Origin of the sequence: Limosilactobacillus albertensis, from assembly GCF_014145555.1 — a bacterium.
GTDB lineage: Bacteria > Bacillota > Bacilli > Lactobacillales > Lactobacillaceae > Limosilactobacillus > Limosilactobacillus albertensis.
The window spans coordinates 1-202 of the sequence record NZ_JACIVD010000035.1 but is presented as its reverse complement, the minus strand read 5'-3'; the positions used below and the strand labels follow the sequence as shown (position 1 = coordinate 202).

Below are 202 nucleotides of genomic sequence, written 5' to 3'. Positions count from 1 at the left end.
AATTTTATCTTAAGTCTCCTTGAAATTAAAGACCCTAATATTCGAATAACTGATGTGATTGATTTACCAGCCTCTAATCCGGCAGACCAAGAACATACTAAGCTAATTAAAGCCCGGCTTTCTTACCCTATTAAGCAATGCAGGCATTGTGGATTTGCGGCGGTTGTTAAAAACGGCTTCCGTAAAGCCCATGTTCGCCTTC

The 202-nt window shown here is 40.6% G+C and carries 1 pseudogene; it reads left to right on the top strand.

The features are described from left to right. Window positions 1-202, top strand: a pseudogene (locus H5S41_RS12240) (ISL3 family transposase); the annotation flags it as partial.